25 protein-coding genes and 1 pseudogene are annotated in these 14,462 nt (G+C 65.4%); all 26 read right to left on the reverse strand.

Features of this window, described 5'->3' with window-relative positions; all coding sequences use genetic code 11:
- Nucleotides 1-71 precede the first annotated feature (71 nt).
- A complete protein-coding gene (locus ACMUOO_RS08365; protein ID WP_301920199.1) occupies nucleotides 72-662 on the reverse strand; it encodes a DUF2585 family protein in 591 nt (196 codons plus the stop codon).
- Nucleotides 663-859: 197 nt separating this feature from the next.
- Nucleotides 860-1,051 carry a 50S ribosomal protein L30 gene (rpmD, locus tag ACMUOO_RS08370; protein WP_263335700.1) on the reverse strand — a complete coding sequence of 64 codons (192 nt, stop codon included), beginning with the start codon at nucleotides 1,049-1,051 and terminating at the stop codon, nucleotides 860-862.
- A 5-nt stretch (nucleotides 1,052-1,056) separates the two neighbouring features.
- Nucleotides 1,057-1,614, reverse strand: a complete 558-nt coding sequence (gene rpsE, locus ACMUOO_RS08375) for a 30S ribosomal protein S5 (protein WP_413855002.1) — start codon at nucleotides 1,612-1,614, stop codon at nucleotides 1,057-1,059.
- Nucleotides 1,615-1,740: 126 nt separating this feature from the next.
- Nucleotides 1,741-2,100: a 50S ribosomal protein L18 gene (gene rplR, locus ACMUOO_RS08380; RefSeq protein WP_413855003.1), complete on the reverse strand. Its 360-nt coding sequence runs from the start codon at nucleotides 2,098-2,100 to the stop codon at nucleotides 1,741-1,743.
- A gap of 11 nt (nucleotides 2,101-2,111) precedes the next feature.
- Nucleotides 2,112-2,645 (reverse strand): 50S ribosomal protein L6, encoded by a 534-nt coding sequence (gene rplF / locus ACMUOO_RS08385; RefSeq protein ID WP_413855004.1) that lies wholly within the window; start codon nucleotides 2,643-2,645, stop codon nucleotides 2,112-2,114.
- Between the two features lie 10 nt (nucleotides 2,646-2,655).
- A complete protein-coding gene (rpsH, locus tag ACMUOO_RS08390) occupies nucleotides 2,656-3,054 on the reverse strand; it encodes a 30S ribosomal protein S8 (protein WP_413855005.1) in 399 nt (132 codons plus the stop codon).
- Between the two features lie 13 nt (nucleotides 3,055-3,067).
- Nucleotides 3,068-3,373, reverse strand: a complete 306-nt coding sequence (gene rpsN, locus ACMUOO_RS08395) for a 30S ribosomal protein S14 (protein WP_413855006.1) — start codon at nucleotides 3,371-3,373, stop codon at nucleotides 3,068-3,070.
- Nucleotides 3,374-3,391: 18 nt separating this feature from the next.
- The gene (rplE, locus tag ACMUOO_RS08400) at nucleotides 3,392-3,952 is read right to left on the reverse strand and encodes a 50S ribosomal protein L5 (RefSeq protein WP_413855008.1); all 561 of its coding nucleotides are present in this window, start codon (nucleotides 3,950-3,952) and stop codon (nucleotides 3,392-3,394) included.
- The gene (rplX, locus tag ACMUOO_RS08405; protein ID WP_301917205.1) at nucleotides 3,952-4,257 is read right to left on the reverse strand and encodes a 50S ribosomal protein L24; all 306 of its coding nucleotides are present in this window, start codon (nucleotides 4,255-4,257) and stop codon (nucleotides 3,952-3,954) included. Before rplX ends, rplE begins: the two co-directional genes overlap by 1 nt.
- Nucleotides 4,257-4,625: a 50S ribosomal protein L14 gene (gene rplN, locus ACMUOO_RS08410; RefSeq protein ID WP_301917206.1), complete on the reverse strand. Its 369-nt coding sequence runs from the start codon at nucleotides 4,623-4,625 to the stop codon at nucleotides 4,257-4,259. The genes rplX and rplN overlap by 1 nt, the downstream gene beginning before the upstream one ends.
- Before the next feature lie 81 nt (nucleotides 4,626-4,706).
- Complete coding sequence (gene rpsQ / locus ACMUOO_RS08415) at nucleotides 4,707-4,940, reverse strand: 30S ribosomal protein S17 (protein WP_096517504.1); 234 nt, start codon at nucleotides 4,938-4,940, stop codon at nucleotides 4,707-4,709.
- 12 nt (nucleotides 4,941-4,952) lie between these two features.
- Entirely contained in the window at nucleotides 4,953-5,153 is a 201-nt protein-coding gene (gene rpmC / locus ACMUOO_RS08420; RefSeq protein WP_291335022.1) for a 50S ribosomal protein L29, read from the reverse strand.
- A gap of 190 nt (nucleotides 5,154-5,343) precedes the next feature.
- Nucleotides 5,344-6,348 (reverse strand): ABC transporter ATP-binding protein, encoded by a 1,005-nt coding sequence (locus ACMUOO_RS08425; RefSeq protein ID WP_301917207.1) that lies wholly within the window; start codon nucleotides 6,346-6,348, stop codon nucleotides 5,344-5,346.
- A complete protein-coding gene (locus ACMUOO_RS08430) occupies nucleotides 6,348-7,139 on the reverse strand; it encodes an ABC transporter permease (RefSeq protein ID WP_301917208.1) in 792 nt (263 codons plus the stop codon). The genes ACMUOO_RS08425 and ACMUOO_RS08430 overlap by 1 nt, the downstream gene beginning before the upstream one ends.
- Nucleotides 7,136-8,011 (reverse strand): ABC transporter permease, encoded by an 876-nt coding sequence (locus tag ACMUOO_RS08435; protein ID WP_301917209.1) that lies wholly within the window; start codon nucleotides 8,009-8,011, stop codon nucleotides 7,136-7,138. The genes ACMUOO_RS08430 and ACMUOO_RS08435 overlap by 4 nt, the downstream gene beginning before the upstream one ends.
- Nucleotides 8,012-8,104: 93 nt before the next feature.
- Nucleotides 8,105-9,208, reverse strand: coding sequence for an ABC transporter substrate-binding protein (locus ACMUOO_RS08440; RefSeq protein ID WP_413855010.1), 1,104 nt, complete (start codon nucleotides 9,206-9,208; stop codon nucleotides 8,105-8,107).
- Between the two features lie 271 nt (nucleotides 9,209-9,479).
- Nucleotides 9,480-9,893, reverse strand: a complete 414-nt coding sequence (gene rplP, locus ACMUOO_RS08445) for a 50S ribosomal protein L16 (RefSeq protein ID WP_413855011.1) — start codon at nucleotides 9,891-9,893, stop codon at nucleotides 9,480-9,482.
- A 12-nt stretch (nucleotides 9,894-9,905) separates the two neighbouring features.
- Entirely contained in the window at nucleotides 9,906-10,640 is a 735-nt protein-coding gene (gene rpsC, locus ACMUOO_RS08450; protein ID WP_413855012.1) for a 30S ribosomal protein S3, read from the reverse strand.
- Entirely contained in the window at nucleotides 10,640-11,032 is a 393-nt protein-coding gene (gene rplV / locus ACMUOO_RS08455) for a 50S ribosomal protein L22 (RefSeq protein ID WP_291335030.1), read from the reverse strand. The genes rpsC and rplV overlap by 1 nt, the downstream gene beginning before the upstream one ends.
- Before the next feature lie 3 nt (nucleotides 11,033-11,035).
- The gene (rpsS, locus tag ACMUOO_RS08460; protein ID WP_413855013.1) at nucleotides 11,036-11,314 is read right to left on the reverse strand and encodes a 30S ribosomal protein S19; all 279 of its coding nucleotides are present in this window, start codon (nucleotides 11,312-11,314) and stop codon (nucleotides 11,036-11,038) included.
- Between the two features lie 3 nt (nucleotides 11,315-11,317).
- On the reverse strand, nucleotides 11,318-12,154 hold the full coding sequence (rplB, locus tag ACMUOO_RS08465; protein WP_413855014.1) for a 50S ribosomal protein L2: 837 nt from the start codon (nucleotides 12,152-12,154) through the stop codon (nucleotides 11,318-11,320).
- Between the two features lie 144 nt (nucleotides 12,155-12,298).
- Nucleotides 12,299-12,595 carry a 50S ribosomal protein L23 gene (locus ACMUOO_RS08470; RefSeq protein WP_413855015.1) on the reverse strand — a complete coding sequence of 99 codons (297 nt, stop codon included), beginning with the start codon at nucleotides 12,593-12,595 and terminating at the stop codon, nucleotides 12,299-12,301.
- Entirely contained in the window at nucleotides 12,592-13,212 is a 621-nt protein-coding gene (gene rplD, locus ACMUOO_RS08475) for a 50S ribosomal protein L4 (RefSeq protein WP_413855016.1), read from the reverse strand. The genes ACMUOO_RS08470 and rplD overlap by 4 nt, the downstream gene beginning before the upstream one ends.
- Entirely contained in the window at nucleotides 13,209-13,934 is a 726-nt protein-coding gene (gene rplC, locus ACMUOO_RS08480) for a 50S ribosomal protein L3 (RefSeq protein ID WP_413855019.1), read from the reverse strand. Before rplC ends, rplD begins: the two co-directional genes overlap by 4 nt.
- Before the next feature lie 17 nt (nucleotides 13,935-13,951).
- Complete coding sequence (rpsJ, locus tag ACMUOO_RS08485) at nucleotides 13,952-14,260, reverse strand: 30S ribosomal protein S10 (RefSeq protein WP_413855017.1); 309 nt, start codon at nucleotides 14,258-14,260, stop codon at nucleotides 13,952-13,954.
- 76 nt (nucleotides 14,261-14,336) lie between these two features.
- Nucleotides 14,337-14,462, reverse strand: a pseudogene (gene tuf / locus ACMUOO_RS08490) (elongation factor Tu); the annotation flags it as partial.

A 14,462-nucleotide genomic window follows, 5' to 3' on the forward strand; every position in this document is an offset into this window, starting at 1 on the left:
CACAGCTCCGAATGTAGTGCAAAATCGTCCCGCGTTCATGGCCGTCGTGCGCCCCGACGGCGGGCCCGGGATCACGGGCGCGGCACCTCGGCCCCCGGAGGGGTTCCGGGGTTTGTCCTGTCCTGCCAGGCCGTAAGCGCAGGGATCGGATGCACGACGCGGATGGTCGTGAGGATGAGACTGTCGCGTGCGAAAAGGGCGGAGAGCGATTCGAGGCCGAGGACCAGGATCAGCCCCCGGGCCGCGCCAAGCCACGCCCCGGCGGCAAAGCCCGCGAGCATGAAGAGATAGTCGCTGACCGCGTTCAGCACGCTGTCGCCGATGTATCCCTGGTAGATCGTCTGTCCCCTGAACCGGTCGAGCACCCAGTCCGTGTGCTCCGCGATCTCCCATGCTACGCCGGTCGCGATGGCGATCGCATAGGCGAGGGCGAAGCGCAGCCAGCGCCCCGCGAGCCGGCCGGCGGCCGCGATCAGAACACCGTGGATCACATGCGACAGCGTGTACCAATCCGCGATCTGCTGGGAATTCTCGTTCGACCAGACCGAATTCACCCAGAGCCGGACCTGCCCACTGGTGGAGATGAGCGGCTGCCCCCAGGCCCAGAGCGTAGCGCCTACCGCGACGGCCCCCAGAAGGGCGGCCAGATGGAGAAGCCGCATCAACACCCGCGTTCACCCCTGCCCCGCCGCAGGCGAGCCTATGCTGCCCGGATTCAGGTATCAACGGGGATGAGACGGCCGGCATTCCGCGGACGGAGCCGGACTGGGGCGACGAATGCGGAACGCCCCGGCCTTTCGGACGGGGCGTTCGGATTTTGGGGCCAGGTGCAGGTCCCGGCAGGCGGCCGGCAAGAAGCTCAGCCGCGCTCTTCGACGATGGTCACCAGATGCGGGATCTTGTTGACCATGCCGCGAACCGAGGGCGTGTCCTCAAGCTCGCGGGTGCGGTTGATCTTGCCGAGGCCGAGGCCCTTGAGCGTCGCGGCCTGCACGGCGGGACGGCGGGCTGGCGAGGCGATCTGCTTCACGACGATGGTTTTCTTGGCCATTGGTCTCAAGCCTCCACGGCTTCAGCCGCTTCGGGCTTCTTCAGGATGTCGGCCACCTTCTTGCCGCGACGCTGCGCCACCTGTCGGGGGCTCGCCTCCTGCTTCAACCCGTCGATCGTGGCGCGGATCATGTTGTAGGGGTTCTGCGAGCCCATCGACTTGGCCACCACGTCCTGGACGCCCAGCATCTCGAACACGGCGCGCATCGGGCCACCGGCGATGATCCCGGTCCCCGGAACGGCGGTGCGCATCACGACGCGGCCCGCGCCATGGCGGCCCTCGATGTCGTGGTGCAGCGTGCGGCCATCGCGCAGCGGCACGCGCACGAGGCTGCGCTTGGCCTGTTCGGTCGCCTTGCGGATCGCTTCCGGCACTTCCTTGGCCTTGCCCTTGCCGAAGCCGACGCGGCCGCGCTGGTCACCGACCACCACGAGCGCGGCGAAGCCGAAGCGCTTGCCACCCTTCACCGTCTTCGACACCCGGTTGATCGCGACGAGACGATCGGCGAATTCCGGGGTTTCCTCGCGCTCGCGGCGCTCCCGGCGATGTTCACGTTCTGCCATTCGGCATTCCTTGCATGCTGGCGCGGTATCCCACACCGTTACGGCCGATCCTGGTGTCCCCGACTGGATCGGGGACCCGGATCATCGGGGCGGCGCACCCGTTTGATGGGGCGCCACCCGCATTCGTCAGAACTTCAGCCCGCCTTCGCGCGCCGCATCGGCAAGTGCCTTGATCTTGCCATGGAAGATGAAGCCGCCACGATCGAAGTAGCACGCCTCGACTCCGGCCTTCTTCGCCCTCTCGGCAATCGCCGCGCCAACCTTCTTGGCCGCCTCGACGTTGTTCTTGCCGACGACGCCGAGGTCCTTCTCCAGCGAGGAGGCCGCGGCGAGCGTCACGCCCTTCACGTCGTCGATCAGCTGCACGCTGATGTTCTTCGACGAACGGTGGACCGAAAGGCGCGCGCGCCCGTCGGCTATCTTGCGAAGCTTGTTCCGGACGCGCAGGCGGCGCTTGAGGAACAGTTCCCGTTTGCTGTTTGCCATCTCTGCGATCCTTACTTCTTCTTGCCTTCCTTGCGGAAGATGAACTCGCCCTTGTAGCGGATGCCCTTGCCCTTGTAGGGCTCGGGGCCGCGCCATTCACGGATGTTGGCCGCGACCTGGCCGACGAGCTGCGGGTCGATCCCTTCCACGACGATCTCGGTCTGCTTCGGGGTCGTGACCGTCACGCCCTTCGGCACGTCGAAATTGACCTCGTGGCTGTAGCCGAGCGACAGCTTCAGGACGTTGCCCTGCATCGCCGCACGGTAGCCGACGCCCTGGATTTCAAGCTCTTTCCTGAAGCCCTTGGTCACGCCGGTGACGAGATTCTCGATCATGGACCGCGACATGCCCCACTGCTGGCGCGCGCGCTTCGAGGTGCCGCGCGGCACGACCGAAACGCTGCCGTCGGCGAGCGTGATCGTCACGTCGTCGGTCGCCGTGAAGGCGAGGGTTCCCTTGGGGCCCTTCACTTCGACGGTCTGGCCCGAGATGTTGGCGCTTACGCCGGCCGGAACGGGAACGGGTTTCTTGCCGATACGAGACATTGACCCCTCCTCAGAACACGGTGCAGAGCACTTCGCCGCCGACATTGGCGGTCCGTGCAGCTGCATCCGACATCACGCCCTTCGGCGTCGAGACGATGGAGACCCCGAGGCCCTGGCGGACCGACGGGATGTCCTTGACGCCGGCATAGACGCGGCGCCCCGGCTTCGAGACGCGCTGGATCTCGCGGATCACCGGCGTGCCTTCGAAGTACTTCAGGCTGATTTCCAGCTCAGCATGGCCCTCGGCCGTCTGAACCTTCTCATAGCCGCGGATGTAGCCTTCGTCCTTCAGGACGTCGAGCACCCAGGCGCGGAGCTTGGAAGCCGGCGTGCGGACGGTGGATTTGCCACGCATCTGCGCGTTGCGGATGCGGGTCAGCATATCGCCGAGAGGATCGTTCATCGACATTCCTCGGTCCTCCTTACCAGCTCGACTTGACCATGCCCGGGATCTGGCCCATCGAGGCGAGATCGCGCAGCATGATCCGGCTGAGCTTGAGCTTGCGATAGTAGGCGTGCGGACGGCCCGTCAGCTGGCAGCGGTTGTGGATCCGCGTGGCCGAGGAGTTGCGCGGCAGCTTCGCCAGTTTCATCGAGGCCTTGAACCGCTCTTCCATCGGTTTCGCCTGGTCCTCGATCACCGCTTTCAGCGCCGCGCGCCTGGCCGCATATTGCTTGACCAGCTTCGCGCGCTTCGTTTCGCGGTTCACCATGGATTTCTTCGCCATTCGTTCGTCCTCCGCGGATCAGCTGGTGAAGGGCATGTTGAAATGCTTCAACAGCGCCTTCGCTTCCGCGTCCTTGGTCGCGGTGGTGCAGATGATGATGTCCATGCCGAGAACCTCGTCGACCTTGTCGAAGTCGATCTCGGGGAACACGATGTGTTCCTTCAGGCCCATCGCGTAGTTGCCGCGGCCGTCGAACGACGAGCCCTTGACGCCGCGGAAGTCGCGGACGCGGGGAAGCGCGACGTTGATCAGGCGGTCGAGAAATTCGTACATCCGGTCGCCGCGCAGCGTTACCTTGCAGCCCAGCGGCATCTCCTCGCGAACGCGGAAGCCGGCGATCGACTTCTTCGCCTTGGTGACGACGGCCTTCTGGCCGGCGATGAGCGTCAGCTCCTCGGCGGCCTGCTTGACCTTCTTGGTGTCCTTGACGGCCTCGCCGACGCCCATGTTGAGAACGATCTTCTCAAGCTTCGGGATCTGCATGTCGTTCTTCAGGCCGAACTCTTCCTTCAGCGCGCCGCGGATCGTCGAGCGGTAGAGCGCCTTGAGGCGCGGGGTGTAGGTTTGAGCGTCGAGCATCAGAGCGCCTCCCCGGTGGTCTTGGCGAAGCGGACCTTCTTGTCCCCTTCCATGCGGAAGCCGACACGGGTGGCCTTGCCGTCCTTGTCCATCAGCGCGAGGTTCGACAGGTCGATCGGCATCGCCTTCGGCTGGCGACCACCCTGGTTCGTCTGGGTCTGGCGCTGGTGGCGGATGGCGACGTTCACGCCATCGACCACGGCCTTGTTGGCCTTCGGGTCGACCGAGGTGATCTCGCCCTTCTTGCCCTTGTCCTTGCCGGCAAGGACGACGACCTTGTCGCCTTTACGGAGTTTCGCAGCCATCACAGCACCTCCGGCGCGAGCGAGATGATCTTCATGAAGTTCTTCGCGCGCAGTTCGCGCACGACCGGCCCGAAGATGCGGGTGCCGATCGGTTCGCCCTGGTTCGACAGGATGACGGCGGCGTTGCGGTCGAAGCGGATCGAGGTTCCGTCCTCGCGGCGAACTTCCTTGGCGGTGCGCACGACCACGGCCTTGCGGACGTCGCCCTTCTTCACGCGGCCGCGCGGGATGGCTTCCTTCACCGACACCACGATGATGTCGCCGACGCTGGCATAGCGGCGGTGGGAACCCCCCAGGACCTTGATGCACTGAACCCGGCGCGCGCCGGAGTTGTCAGCGACATCCAGATTGGTCTGCATCTGGATCATTTGGTTTCTCCCGACCTTTGGGGACCGTCATCAGTCTTGGGCCCCAGGGTTTCGTTCAGAAGGATGTGGTGGGGTTAAGCCTCAGGCTTCCGTCACCACGGTCCAACGCTTCGTCTTCGAGATCGGCGCACATTCCTCGATGCGGACGGTGTCGCCGACCTTGAACTTGTTCTCCGCGTCATGCGCGCGGTATTTCTTCGATTTCCGCACCGTCTTTTGCAGCAGCGGATGCTTGAAGCGGCGCTCGACCAGGACGGTGATCGTCTGCTCGTTCTTGTCCGAGGTGACGACGCCTTGCAGGATACGTTTGGGCATGGGTCGGTCCTCTTACTTCGCGGCTTCGGCGGCTTTGGCGTTCAGCACCGTCTTGATGCGGGCGACGTCGCGGCGGACGGCGCGCATGCGGGCGGTGTTCTCGAGCTGGCCGGTGGCCTGCTGGAAGCGGAGGTTGAACGCCTCCTTCTTGAGCGCCACCAGCTCGTCGCGGAGCTGGTCGGGCGTCTTCGCTTTCAGTTCGGTGGCGTTCATGCGCCTCTTCCTTCCCACATCACCGGAGGGCCCTTGCGGGGTCACCCTTGATTCGGTGGAGTCAATGATGGACCCGCGAATCCCGGTCACCCGGAATCGCAGGATGCGTCCCTATAAGGGAGAGGTGGGCGGTGGGCAAGCGGAAGTTTGGTGAACACCGCGCAGGACCGCTGCGCGCCGCCACCCGCCCCTACTTCAGCGGGATCAGGTCGCGCGAGGAGAGGCTCAGTTCCACCGTGCTGCCGACGGCCGGCGGAGGCACGTCGGGGCGGTTGAAGGTGTCGAGCGCGATCCGCGCGCCGGCGGCCGTTGCCGTCACGCGGATGACGGAGCCGAGGAAATGCACCTCCTCGACCGTGGCCGGCAGGACGATGTCTGCCTCCGCCGCGCGCCCGAGATGCACGGCTTCGGGCCGGGCGGCGAAATCCCCCTGCCCCACCGCCACGCCGCCGATGCGGCCCGTACCGTCGGCCTTGAAGAGGTTCAGCTGGCCCACGAAGTTCGCCACGAACCGCGTCGTCGGGCGGTTGTATATCTCGAACGGTGTGCCCACCTGGTCGGCGATCCCGGCATTCATCACCACGATCCGGTCGGAGATCGACAGCGCTTCCTCCTGGTCGTGGGTCACGAAGATCGTGGTGATGCCGAGATCGCGCTGGATCGCGCGGATTTCATTGCGAAGGGACACCCTGACCTTGGCGTCAAGCGCCGACAGCGGCTCGTCGAGCAGCAGCACCCGGGGCTTCGGCGCGAGCGCGCGGGCCAGTGCCACGCGCTGTTGCTGCCCGCCCGAAAGCTGGAACGGGTAGCGCCCCCCGAGGTCCGGCAGGCCGATCAGCGCGAGCATCTCGGTCACGCGGGCGGTGATTTCGTTGCGCCGCGCGCCCTTGATCTTCAGGCCGAAGCCGACGTTCTCGGCCACCGTCAGGTTCGGGAAAAGCGCGTAGGCCTGGAACACCATGCCGATGTTGCGCTGGTTCGGGCGCTTGCCGACCACATCCTCGCCGGCGATGCGGATTGCGCCGGACGATGGCCGCTCGAACCCCGCGACCATGCGCAGCACGGTGGTCTTGCCGCAGCCCGAGGGGCCGAGGAGCGAGATGAACTCCCCCTGTTCGACGCCGAGGTTGAAGTCCGTGACGACGCGGTTCGCACCGAAGGACTTTTCCAGACGGGCAATCTCGAGATACGACATCAGGGCTGTGCCTTCGTGTGTTTGGAGAACCGGGTGACAAGCTGGATCAGCCCCATGCAAGCCCAGGTGATCGCGAACGCAATCACCGAGAGCGCGAAGGGTTCGTACGGCTTGTTTGCGCCGATCCGTTGCAGGTAGGGTCCGAAGGCCGGCCGGTCCAGCAAGGCGGCGAGCGTGAATTCACCGATGACGATGGCGAAGGTCAGGAACGCGCCGGAGAGCACGGCGGGCAGCACGTTGGGCAGGATCACCCTGGTCAGGATGGTCGTCCAGCCGGCGCCCAGGCTCTGCGCGGCCTCGGTCAGCGTGGCGACGTCGATGGTCCGCAGGCCGGTATCGATCGCCCGGTACATATAGGGCAGGGCCAGAACCGTGTAACCGAAGGCCAGGAGCAGGTTGGTACCCGTCGCCGTGCCGGTCAGCGGCAGGAAGCTCGACGTGTTGTAGAGCCGTATGTAGCCGAAGACGATGACGATGGCCGGAATGACCAGCGGCAGAAGCGTCAGGAACTCCACATAGGGTCGCGCCCAGGGCATCTTCAGCCGGACCCAGAAGGCCGTGGGCACGACGATGAGCACGCCCATGGCGATGGTGACGAGCGCCATGACCACCGAATAGCTGAAAGTCGCCTGGAACTCCGGGTCCCCGATGATCTTGGCGTAGGCGTCGAAACTGTAGACCCCACGCCGCGCCTTCAGCGAGAACTCGGTCAGCCCGACGAGCGGGACGATGAAGTAGCCAAGGCCGAACAGCAGGACGATCCAGCCGGTGAGGCGGGCGTAGAGGCTCATTTCAGCCACCGTTCAGCACGTATCCGCAGCCAGATGTAGAGCACGTTGGCGATGGCCGTGATGACGATCATGCCGAAGGCCATGGCATAGCCGAGGTTCGGGTTGCCAAGCACATCGCCCCTGATCTGCGCGAAAAGCTGGATCGGCACGATGTTCAGCGCCGAGCCGGTGAGCGCGATAGCGGTGGCCACCGCGCCGAAGGCGTTGGCGAAAAGGAGCGCGAACGTGCCCAGAAGAGACGGGAACAGGATCGGCAGCGCCACCATCCGCCAGTATTGCGCAGTGGAGGCGCCGAGCACCTCGGCCGCCTCGCGCCATTCGCGACGCAGGCCCTCCAGCGCGGGAGTGATGATCAGGATCATCAGCGGGATCTGGAAGAAGAGGTAGGTGACCGTCAGCCCCCAGAACGAAAGGATGTTGAAGCCGATGTCTCGGCTCAGCACGATCCCGAAGTTGTTGCGCATGAAGACCGTCACGAGGCCGACCGGCCCGAAGGTCGCGAGGAAGGCGAAGGCCAGCGGCACGCCCGCGAAGTTTGAGGCGACGCCTGAGAAGGTCATCAGCGGCGACTTCACCCAGCGCGGCACCGCGCCGAAGACCACGGCCGCCGCCATGCCGAAGCCGATCAGGCAGCCGAGCGCCGCCGAGGCGACGGAGATCTTCACGGAGACCCAGTAGCTCGACGGGATCGTGCCGGTGTTCAGGTCACGGAGGTTCTGCAGCGTGAATGCACCGGTGCGATCCTGGAACGCACCGACGACGATATGCATCGTGGGCAGGATCAGGAACAGCGTGACGAAGATGACGAAGGGCATCAGGCCCAGCCAGGTCAGCGGCAATTGCCGCCTTGGCTTGGGGGAAGGCGCAGCCATGCGAGGTCCGTCCCGTTGGAGTGGTCTTGTTCCTGTTGGCGACCCCGGTCCGTACGGATCGGGCCGGGGCCGTTTTTTTCGCGTCGCGCGGGATTACTGGACGTTGGCGCCCACGACCGCATCCCAGCCGCCGGTGACGGCGGCCTTGTTGGCGTTCACCTCATCCAGCGTCGGGAAGTAGGCGGCCTCGTAGGAGGCGGCCGGCGGCAGCTTGGCCATCGCATCGGCGTCGAGCTTGCCCGCGGCCGACATCGCATTGAAGCGCGCCGGGTGGCAGTAGCCCTTCAGCCACAGGTTCTGGCCTTCGTCCGAATAGAGATATTCCATCCAGAGCTTCGCCGCATTCGGATGCGGCGCATAGGCCGAGATGCCCTGCACATAGACGCCGGCGAGCACGCCCGTCGACGGCACCACGATCTCGACCGGCGGGTTGCCGGCAAGTTCGTCGGCCCAGGCGAGCGCGTTATAGTCCCAGGCGACGACGATCGGGGTCGCGCCCTGCGCCACGGTGCCGGCCTTGCCGATGACCGGGACGAAGTTGCCCGCCTTGTTGAGTTCGGCGAAGTAGTCAAGCCCGGCCTTGCCCGCAGCCTCGCCCGCGGCGGCGCCCGTCGAGAGGCCCGCGGCCAGAACGCCGAGAATCGCCTGGTTCGAGGCACGCGGATCACCCGCGAGCGCAACCTGGCCCGCGTATTCCGGCTTCAGCAGGTCCGCCCAGTCGGCCGGCGTGTTGGCGACGAGATCCTTGTTCACGATGAAGGACATCACGCCATAGTAGTCGCCGTACCAGTGGCCCTCGGCATCCTTGATGCTGTCGGGAATGTCGTCCCAGGTGGAGACCTTGTAGGGCTGCAGAAGGCCCTCGTCCTTCATCGACGGACCGAAGGCAAGACCCACGTCGACGACGTCAGGCGCCTGCGGGCCCGTGTTGTCCTTGTTGGCCTTCACCGCCTCGACCTCGTCCGCGGAGCCGGCGTCGGGGTTCAGTTCGTTGACCTGGATCTCGGGGTACTTCGCCTTGAAGCCGGCGATCACGTCGCCATAGCCGCACCAGCTGTGCGGCAATGCGATCGTGGTGAGCATCCCCTCCGCCTTGGCGGCTGCCTCGATCTCCGCAAGCGACTGCGCGCTCGCCATTACGGTGGATGAGAGCAGGGCTGCCAGCGTAAGCGCGGCGGTCGTCTTCGTCGTTGTCATTTCCATCTCCCTTGGGCACAAGACCCGCTTCGTGACGATTTCGTCCTATTGTTATCGTGTGACAGTTTCATGGAACTGTCCCGCGCCGATCTAACCAATGAAACGGGTGCCCCGCAATGAGGGCGTTACAAATCTGTTACGTTTTTGTTGTGTTTCTCTCGGGCCAAGGGCCAGGGTCCAGACCGCGCCGGCGCGCGGCAGCGCGCGAAATGAAAAGGCGCGCCGTTCGGGCGCGCCTTTCCGGAAACGCTGGGGGTTCCCCCGGTCGGACCTACCAGTCCTCGCGCATCACGATGCGGGTCGTGACCGGCAGCTTCATCGCGCCAAGGCGAAGCGCCTCGCGGGCAATGACCTCGCTGACGCCGTCGATCTCGAACATGATGCGGCCCGGCTTCACCTTGGCCGCCCAGTAATCGACCGAACCCTTGCCCTTGCCCATCCGCACCTCGGTCGGCTTCGACGACACCGGCACGTCCGGGAAGACGCGGATCCAGACGCGACCCTGGCGCTTCATGTGGCGGGTGATCGCACGGCGGGCCGCCTCGATCTGCCGCGCGGTGACGCGCTCGGGCTCGGTCGCCTTCAGGCCGAAGCCGCCGAAGTCGAGGTTGACGCCGCCCTTGGCCTCGCCGTGGATGCGGCCCTTGTGCTGTTTGCGGAACTTCGTCCGTTTCGGTTGCAGCATGTTGCGTACTCCTTAGCGGGCGTCGCGACGGTCGTCGCGGCGATCATCGCGGCGCGGGCCGCGCGGCGCCGGACCGTCCTGGGCCTCTGCAGCCTTGCGGTCGCGGGCCTGGGGGTCGTGTTCCATGATCTCGCCCTTGAAGATCCAGACCTTCACGCCGATGATCCCGTAGGGCGTGGTGGCCTCGGCGAGCGCATAGTCGATGTCGGCGCGCAGCGTGTGCAGCGGCACGCGCCCTTCGCGGTACCATTCGGTCCGGGCGATTTCGGCGCCGCCGAGGCGGCCCGCGACGTTGACCCGGATACCGAGGGCACCCATCCGCATCGCGTTCTGCACCGCGCGCTTCATCGCCCGGCGGAACGACACGCGACGCTCGAGCTGCTGGGCGATCGACTCGGCCACGAGCGCGGCGTCAAGCTCGGGCTTCCTGACCTCGACGATGTTGAGGTGAAGCTCGGACGCGGTGAAGTTTGCCAGCTTCTTGCGCAGCGTCTCGATGTCCGCTCCCTTCTTGCCGATGATGACACCGGGGCGGGCGGTATGGATCGTCACGCGGCACTTCTTGTGCGGCCGCTCGATGATGACCTTCGAGACTCCGGCCTGCTTGGCGTAGTCGTGGATGAACTCGCGCATCTTGAGGTCTTCAAGAAGCAGGTTGCCGTAGTCCTTGCTGTCGGCGAACCAGCGGCTGTCCCAGGTCCGGTTGACCTGCAGGCGCATCCCGATCGGGTTGACCTTCTGTCCCATTACGCCTGCTCCCCGACGGTTTCTTCCACCTGCCGCACCTTGATGGTCAGCTCGCTGAAGGGTTTCATGATCTTGCCGAACCGGCCACGCGCCCGCGGACGACCGCGCTTCAGGGTGATGTTCTTGCCGACCCAGGCTTCGGCCACGACGAGCGCGTCCACGTCGAGTCCGTGGTTGTTCTCGGCGTTGGCGATGGCCGACTGAAGGCACTTCTTCACGTCGCCGGCGATACGCTTCTTCGAGAAGGTGAGATCGGCCAGCGCCTTTTCCACCTTCTTGCCGCGGATCAGCGCGGCGACGAGGTTCAGCTTCTGCGGCGAGGTGCGCAGCATCTTCGCCTTGGCGAAGGCTTCGTTGTCGGCCACGCGGCGCGGATTCTTTTCCTTGCTCATGGCTTACTTCCTCTTGGCTTTCTTGTCGGCGGCGTGACCGTAGTAGGTCCGCGTCGGCGAGTATTCACCGAACTTCTGGCCGATCATCTCCTCGGTGACGTTCACCGGGATGTGCTTCTGGCCGTTGTAGACGCCGAAGGTGAGGCCGACGAACTGCGGCAGGATGGTGGAGCGGCGCGACCAGATCTTGATGACTTCCGACTTGCCGGAGCCTTGCGCCTTTTCCGCCTTCTTCAGCAGGTAGCTGTCGACGAAGGGGCCTTTCCAGATAGAACGCGACATGGATTACCGCCCTTTCTTCGCGTGGCGCGAGCGAACGATGTACTTGTCGGTCGCCTTGTTCTTGCGGGTCTTGTTGCCCTTGGTGCCCTTGCCCCACGGAGTGACCGGGTGCCGGCCGCCCGAGGTGCGGCCTTCGCCGCCGCCGTGCGGGTGGTCGATCGGGTTCATGGCAACACCGCGGACGGTCGGGCGGACGCCCATGTGACGCTTGCGGCCGGCCTTGCCGAGGTTCTGGTTCGAGTGGTCGGCGTTAGACACCGCGCCCACCGTTGCCATGCACTCCTGGCGGACCATGCGAAGCTCGCCCGAAGACAGGCGGATCTGCGCGTAGCCGCCGTCGCGGCCGACGAACTGGGCATAGGTGCCCGCGGCGCGCGCCAGTTGGCCGCCCTTGCCGGGCTTCAGCTCGACGTTGTGGACGATCGTGCCGATCGGCATGCCGGAAAACGGCATCGCGTTGCCCGGCTTCACGTCGGTCTTGGCACCGGCGACGACATTGTCGCCCACGGCGAGGCGCTGCGGCGCGAGGATGTAGGCCTGCTCGCCGTCCTGGTATTTCACCAGCGCGATGAACGCAGTCCGGTTCGGATCGTATTCGATCCGCTCGACCGTCGCCGGAACGTCGAACTTCCGCCGCTTGAAATCCACGACCCGGTAGAGACGCTTGGCGCCCCCGCCCTTGTGCCACATCGTGACGCGCCCGGTGTTGTTCCGGCCGCCGGTCTTGATGAGGCCCTCGGTGAGGGCCTTGACCGGGCGACCTTTCCAAAGCTCCGAACGGTCGATCAGTACCAGCCCGCGCTGGCCCGGCGTCGTCGGCTTGTACGACTTGAGTGCCATGCTTCTGTCTTCCGTTGCTCTGGACCTGTCGGTCCTTGGTTGAAGGGCCCCGAAGGTCCCCGGATCACAGGGCCCCGAAGGTCCCCGACTTCAGTAAAATGCCACGGCCCCGGAAGCCGGGGCCGCGAGATTCGGCGCCTTCTATCAGAGCCCGGAGGACACGTCGATAGTGTTCCCCTCCTCGAGGGTCACGTAGGCCTTCTTCACGTCGCTGCGTTCGCCGGGACGGCCGCGGAACTTCTTCGCCTTGCCCTTGGTGATGGTGGTGTTGACCGCCTTCACCTTCACGCCGAAGACGGCCTCGACCGCCTCCTTGATCTGGGGCTTCGTGGCCGACTTCGCCACCTGGAAGACAACTGCGCCGGCTTCCGAAGCCATGGTCGCCTTCTCGGTGATCACCGGCTTGACGATGACGTCGTAGTGTTCGGGTTTCACGCTCATTTCAGGCGGGCCTCCAGAGCTTCGACACCCGCCTTCGTGATCACGAGGGTATCACGCTTTAGGATGTCATAGACATTCGCGCCCATCGAGGGCAGCACGTCGATGCCTTCAATGTTCGCCGCGGCGCGCGCGAAGTTGGCGTTCACCTCGGCGCCGTCGATGATCAGGACGCGCTTCCAGCCAAGCTCCTTCGCCGCCTTGGCGAGGATCTTGGTCTTGGCTTCGCCCATGTCGAGGCTGTCGAGGATCACGAGCTGGCCGGCGCCGGCTTTCGCCGACAGCGCGTGCTTCAGGCCGAGCGCCCGGAACTTCTTCGGCAGGTCATGCGCGTGGCTGCGCGGCGTCGGCCCCTTGTAGGTGCCGCCGTGACGGAAGATCGGCGCCTTGCGGGAGCCGTGGCGTGCGCCGCCGGTGCCCTTCTGGCGATAGATCTTCTTGGTCGAGTAGCTCACGTCGGACTTGCCGAGCACCGAGTGGGTGCCGGCCTGCGCCTTCGCGCGCTGCCAGCGAACGACACGGTGCAGGATGTCCGCGCGCGGCTCCAGCCCGAAGATCTCGTCATCGAGATCGATCGAGCCCGCCTTCTTGGCGTCGAGCTTGATCACATCGAGTTTCATGCTTGCTCTCCTTCGGGCGCGGCGGTGGCCTCAGCCGCGGGCTTGGCGGCCGACTTCAGCCCGGCGGGGCGGACGGCATTCTCCGGGACCGGCTTCTTCACCGCGTCCTTGATCGTCACCCAGCCGCCCCTTGAGCCCGGAACCGAACCCTTGACCATGATCAGGCCACGGCCCGCGTCGGTGCGCACGACCTGCAGGTTCTGCGTGGTCACGCGCACGGCACCGAGATGGCCGGCCATCTTCTTGCCCTTGAACACCTTGCCGGGATCCTGGCACTGGCCGGTCGAACCGTGCGAGCGGTGGCTGATCGACACGCCGTGCGAGGCCCTGAGGCCGCCGAAGTTGTGCCGCTTCATGACACCGGCGAAGCCCTTGCCGATCGAGGTGCCGGCGATGTCGACATACTGGCCCGCGAAGTAATGGTCGGCCGTCAGCTCCTCGCCCACGCCGATCAAGTTGTCGGGGCTGACGCGGAACTCGGCGATCTTGCGCTTGGGCTCCACCTTCGCCTTGGCGAAGTGTCCGCGCATCGCCGCCGTGGTCCGCTTGGCCTTGGCCGCACCCGCGCCGAGCTGGACAGCCGAATAGCCGTCCTTCTCGACCGTGCGCTGCGCCACGACCTGGCACCCGTCGAGTTGGAGAACCGTCACCGGAACCTGCCGGCCGTCCTCAAGAAAGAGCCGGGTCATGCCCAGCTTCTTTGCGATCACACCAGAGCGCAACATGGTCAGTGCCCTCCTCAGACCTTGATCTCGACGTCGACGCCGGCGGCGAGGTCGAGCTTCATCAGCGCGTCCACCGTCTGGGGCGTCGGATCGACGATGTCGAGAAGCCGCTTGTGAGTGCGGATTTCCCACTGGTCGCGCGACTTCTTGTCGATATGCGGACCGCGGAGAACCGTGAATTTCTCGATCTTGTTCGGCAGCGGGATCGGCCCGCGGACCTGGGCGCCCGTGCGCTTGGCAGTGTTCACGATTTCCAGCGTGCTGGCGTCGAGCACGCGGTAGTCGAAGGCCTTGAGCCGGATGCGGATATTCTGACCAGTCATTTCTCTCGCCTCTTGCGGGGCTTTCAGTTGAGAGGCAGACGGGGCCTCATGCCCCGCCTGCGTCGAACCGTTTTGCTTACTTCAGGATTTTCGAGACGACGCCTGCGCCGACGGTGCGGCCGCCTTCGCGGATGGCGAAGCGGAGCTTTTCCTCCATCGCGATCGGCGCGATGAGTTCCACCTCGAACTTCAGGTTGTCGCC

The sequence above is a fragment of the Albidovulum sp. genome, from assembly GCF_041919395.1.
Lineage (GTDB): Bacteria > Pseudomonadota > Alphaproteobacteria > Rhodobacterales > Rhodobacteraceae > Albidovulum.